The sequence below is a fragment of the Streptomyces botrytidirepellens genome (assembly GCF_003721215.1).
Lineage (GTDB): Bacteria > Actinomycetota > Actinomycetes > Streptomycetales > Streptomycetaceae > Streptomyces > Streptomyces himastatinicus.
This window is the reverse complement of sequence record NZ_RIBZ01000616.1, coordinates 1-4,669: the sequence shown is the minus strand read 5'-3', so window position 1 is coordinate 4,669 and position 4,669 is coordinate 1. Positions and strand designations below refer to the sequence as shown.

Here is a 4,669-nt window from a genome sequence, read left to right as displayed (position 1 = left end):
CCCCTGACGGGGTCCGGGGGCGGAGCCCCCGGGTTCGGGAAGGGGCGGGGTGGGGAACTACCCCCGGCGCGCCCACAGCCACCGCTGCACCAGCAGCGTCAGCGTCCCCGCCACCACAATCCCCGCCAAATTCAGCAGCAGCTGCTCACTCGACCCCACCATCTGCTCGACCTCGCCATACCCGAGCGCCACCGCCGCATTGGCCGCCGCCGGCACCGTCGTCACCGAGATCGCCACCCCCACCAGCGCCCCCGACTTCGCCGACGTCAGCGACAGCGTCCCCGCGATGCCCGCCAGCACGGCGACCACGAACGAGAACATGTCCGGCTTCCAGATGAAGTCCGTGTTCGGCCGGTCCGCGTCCAGCATCTCCTTCCCGAACAGCCCGACCGTGTCCATCAGCACGCTGAAGCCCGTCGTCAGCACCATCGCCACCACGAACCCGACGACCAGCGCCACCGCCGAGCGTCCGGCCAGCCGCGGAGCCCGCCGGACCAGCGCGGTGCACAGCCCGGCCAGCGGGCCGAACTCCGGCCCGACGGCCATCGCGCCGACGATCAGGACCGCGTTGTCCAGCACCACACCGCACGCCGCGATCATCGTCGCGATGGTGAGGAACGCGAGGAAGGTCACCGACAGGGTGGACTCCTCGTGGGTGGCGTCCGTCAGGTGCTCCCACAGCACCGCGTCCGCACCCTCCCCCGGAGCCTCCGCCTCCGCCCGGTCGGCCCGCTTCGACAGCGACAGGCCGATGTCGTCGACGGCGATCGAACCGTGCTCGTCAAGACCGAGCGCCCGCAGCTCGCCCAGCAGGCCGTCGCCCGCCTCGCGCGCCACGTCGCACAGCACCACGTCCCCGGCCGGTTCGCGGGCGGCGCCGGGCATGACGATGAGGTGGGTGGCGCCCACGGTGCCCTCCAGGAGGCGCACCACATCGTCCGTACGGTCGGCCGGGACGATCAGCCGCAGATGCAGCACGACACGAACTCCTTAGGGCTTGCTACAGCTTGCGCAGGGAGAGCCGCTGCACCTTGTGGTCCGGACCCTTGCGGAGCACGAGTGTGGCCCGTCCCCGCGTGGGCTGCACATTCTGCTGGAGGTTCGGCTTGTTGATGGTCCGCCAGATCATGCGGCCGTAGTCGAGCGCCTCCTCCTCGGAGACCTGGGTGTACTTGCGGAAGTACGAGGAGGGGTCCTGGAAGGCCGTCTGGCGCAGCTTCCGGAAGCGGTCGAGGTACCAGCGCTCGATGTCCGAGGTACGGGCGTCCACGTACACGCTGAAGTCGAAGAAGTCCGCGAGCCCGACCCGGGTCAGCCCGTCCTTGCCGGGCAGGGCGGGCTGGAGCACGTTCAGCCCCTCGACGATGAGGATGTCGGGCCGGTGCACGGTCAGCCGCTCGCCCGGCACGATGTCGTAGATCAGGTGCGAGTAGACCGGGGCCGAGACCTCCGCCCGGCCCGCCTTCACGTCGGCGACGAACCGGGTCAGGGCGCGGCGGTCGTACGACTCGGGGAACCCCTTGCGGGACATCAGCCCGCGCCGGTGCAGTTCGGCGTTGGGGTGGAGGAAGCCGTCGGTGGTGATCAGCTCCACCCGCGGATGCTCCGGCCAGCGGGCCAGCAGCGCCTGGAGCAGCCGGGCCGTGGTCGACTTGCCGACCGCGACGCTGCCCGCCACGCCGATGACGAACGGGGTGCCGGTCTGGGGGCCCTGGCCGTTCTTGGCGTCGCCGAGGAAGGTGTTCAGCGCGCCGCGCAGGCTGCCGGTGGCGGCTACGTACAGGTTGAGCAGCCGGGACAGCGGCAGGTAGACGTCCCGTACCTCGTCCAGGTCGATGACGTCGCCGAGCCCGCGCAGCCGCTCGACCTCCTCGGCACTGAGCGGCAGTGGGGTCTTGTCCCGCAGCGCACTCCATTCGGCGCGGGACAGGTCCACATACGGCGTCGCCTCGCCGCCCCGACGCTGCGGACCGCGCACGGGGCCGGTGCGCGCCTCGCGCGCGGTAGACGTGATCATCCCTTCATTGTCGTGGCTGGGCCCGCCGGAGGGGTGGGCCGGGGGCGTGGGCTCGGTCACCCCGGCGGTCACCCCGTCCGGGCGCCCGCAGCCGCGTCATGCCCGGCCGCATGCCCGACCTCATGCCGGAAATGGGGCCGGAACGGGGGCGGAACCGGGCCCGGACCCGGCCCGGGCGGGGCCGGAAAGCGCGGGCCGACGCGCGGGCGGTGGTCGGCCCCCGGACCGGTGGGTCGTACGCTGCACTGCATGTGCGGAATCGTTGGTTACGTGGGAGGGCAGTCCGCCCTCGATGTCGTCCTCGCCGGGCTCAAGCGGCTGGAGTACCGCGGCTATGACTCGGCCGGAGTCGCCGTCCTGGCCGACGGCGGGCTCGCCGCCGCCAAGAAGGCGGGCAAGCTCGCCAACCTGGAGAAGGAGCTGTCCGACCGGCCGCTGCCCAGCGGCAACACCGGCATCGGCCACACCCGCTGGGCCACCCACGGCGGGCCGACCGACGCCAACGCCCATCCGCACCTGGACAACGCGGGCCGGGTGTCCGTCGTCCACAACGGCATCATCGAGAACTTCGCCGCCCTGCGCGCCGAGCTGGCCGACCGCGGCCACGAGCTGGCCTCCGAGACGGACACCGAGGTCGTCGCGCACCTGCTCGCCGAGTCCTTCTCCTCCTGCGGCGACCTCGCCGAGTCCATGCGCCAGGTGTGCCGCCGGCTGGAGGGCGCCTTCACCCTCGTCGCCGTGCACGCCGACGCGCCCGACGTGGTCGTCGGCGCGCGCCGCAACTCGCCGCTGGTCGTCGGCGTCGGCGAGGACGAGGCGTTCCTCGCCTCCGACGTGGCCGCGTTCATCGCCCACACCCGCGAGGCCATCGAACTGGGCCAGGACCAGGTCGTCGAGGCCCGCCGCGACGGCGTCGTCGTCACCGACTTCGACGGCGCCCCCGCCGAGGTCCGCCCGTACCACGTGGACTGGGACGCCTCCGCCGCCGAGAAGGGCGGCTACGACTACTTCATGCTCAAGGAGATCGCCGAGCAGCCGAAGGCGGTCGCCGACACCCTCCTCGGCCGCATCGACCTGGCCGGGAACCTCTGCCTGGACGAGGTCCGCATCCCCGCCTCCGTACTGCGCGAGGTCAGCAAGGTCGTCATCGTGGCGTGCGGTACGGCGTACCACGCCGGGATGATCGCCAAGTACGCCATCGAGCACTGGACCCGCATCCCCTGCGAAACGGAGCTGGCCAGCGAGTTCCGCTACCGGGACCCGATCCTCGACCAGCGGACGCTGGTGATCGCCATCTCGCAGTCCGGCGAGACCATGGACACCCTCATGGCGCTGCGGCACGCCCGCGAGCAGGGCGCCAAGGTGCTCGCCATCTGCAACACCAACGGCTCCACGATTCCGCGCGAGTCCGACGCCGTCCTCTACACCCACGCCGGGCCCGAGGTCGCCGTCGCCTCCACCAAGGCGTTCCTCACCCAGCTCGTCGCCTGCTACCTGGTGGCTCTGTATCTGGGCCAGGTACGCGGCACCAAGTGGGGCGACGAGATCCTCTCCGTGATCCGCGAGCTGTCCGAGATCGCCACCCAGGTGGACGAGGTCCTGGAGACCATGGAGCCCGTGCGGGAGCTGGCCCGCAGCCTGGCGTCCAAGAACACCGTGCTGTTCCTGGGCCGCCACGTCGGCTTCCCGGTCGCCCTGGAGGGCGCGCTCAAGCTCAAGGAACTGGCGTACATGCACGCGGAGGGCTTCGCGGCGGGCGAGCTGAAGCACGGCCCCATCGCGCTGATCGAGCAGGACGTGCCGGTCGTCGTGGTCGTCCCCTCCCCCCGCGGCCGCTCCGTCCTCCACGACAAGATCGTCTCCAACATCCAGGAGATCCGGGCGCGGGGTGCCCGCACCATCGTGATCGCCGAGCGGGGCGACGAGGCGGTCGCCCCGTACGCCGACCACCTCATCGAGATCCCCGTGACCCCGACCCTCCTCCAGCCGCTGGTGGCCACCGTGCCGCTCCAGGTCTTCGCCTGCGAGCTGGCCACGGCCCGCGGCAACGAGGTCGACCAGCCGCGCAACCTGGCCAAGTCGGTCACCGTCGAGTGATCGTCGGCGTAGGCATCGACGTCGCGGAGATCGACCGCTTCGCCGCTGCGTTGGACCGTACGCCCGGCATGGCGTCGCGCCTGTTCGTTCCGGCCGAGCTGTGGCTCCCGGGCGGCGAGCGACGCGGCCCCGCGTCCCTCGCCGCCCGGTTCGCCGCCAAGGAGGCGGTCGCCAAGGCCCTGGGCGCCCCGGGCGGCCTGCGCTGGACGGACGCCGAGGTCTGGACGGAACCGGGCGGCCGCCCTCGCCTGTCGGTGCACGGCACGGTGGCGGCGCGGGCCGCTGAGCTGGGCGTACGGGGGTGGCACGTGTCGCTGAGCCACGACGCGGGGGTCGCGTCGGCGGTGGTGATCGCGGAGGCGTGAGCTTGGTGGTGGGTGCGCCGGGGCTCGGTGGGTGGTACGGGTGCGGGGCCTCCGGGGCAGGGTCCTGGACTCGTATATTTTTGGCGCCGGTGCCCGGAGACGTGGAGTGGGCCGGGAGTGGGCGCCACACATATACGGAACGTCCAGGACCCCACCCCTGCACCCCCGCCCCCTCCCGCCGTCGGCGGCT

Annotated in this window: 4 protein-coding genes; 2 read left to right on the top strand and 2 right to left on the bottom strand. The window is 72.1% G+C overall.

What is annotated here, in order from left to right:
- Window positions 1–57 precede the first annotated feature (57 nt).
- Entirely contained in the window at window positions 58–978 is a 921-nt protein-coding gene (locus tag EEJ42_RS33810) for a DUF389 domain-containing protein (protein WP_123105883.1), read from the bottom strand.
- Window positions 979–1,000: 22 nt separating this feature from the next.
- The gene (gene coaA / locus EEJ42_RS33805) at window positions 1,001–2,017 is read right to left on the bottom strand and encodes a type I pantothenate kinase (protein WP_123105881.1); all 1,017 of its coding nucleotides are present in this window, start codon (window positions 2,015–2,017) and stop codon (window positions 1,001–1,003) included.
- A gap of 249 nt (window positions 2,018–2,266) precedes the next feature.
- On the opposite strand from coaA, the gene glmS reads away from it, so the two are divergent.
- Window positions 2,267–4,114, top strand: a complete 1,848-nt coding sequence (gene glmS, locus EEJ42_RS33800) for a glutamine--fructose-6-phosphate transaminase (isomerizing) (protein WP_009715835.1) — start codon at window positions 2,267–2,269, stop codon at window positions 4,112–4,114.
- Window positions 4,111–4,479 (top strand): holo-ACP synthase, encoded by a 369-nt coding sequence (locus EEJ42_RS33795; RefSeq protein ID WP_123105879.1) that lies wholly within the window; start codon window positions 4,111–4,113, stop codon window positions 4,477–4,479. The genes glmS and EEJ42_RS33795 overlap by 4 nt, the downstream gene beginning before the upstream one ends.
- The last annotated feature ends 190 nt before the right edge of the window (window positions 4,480–4,669 follow it).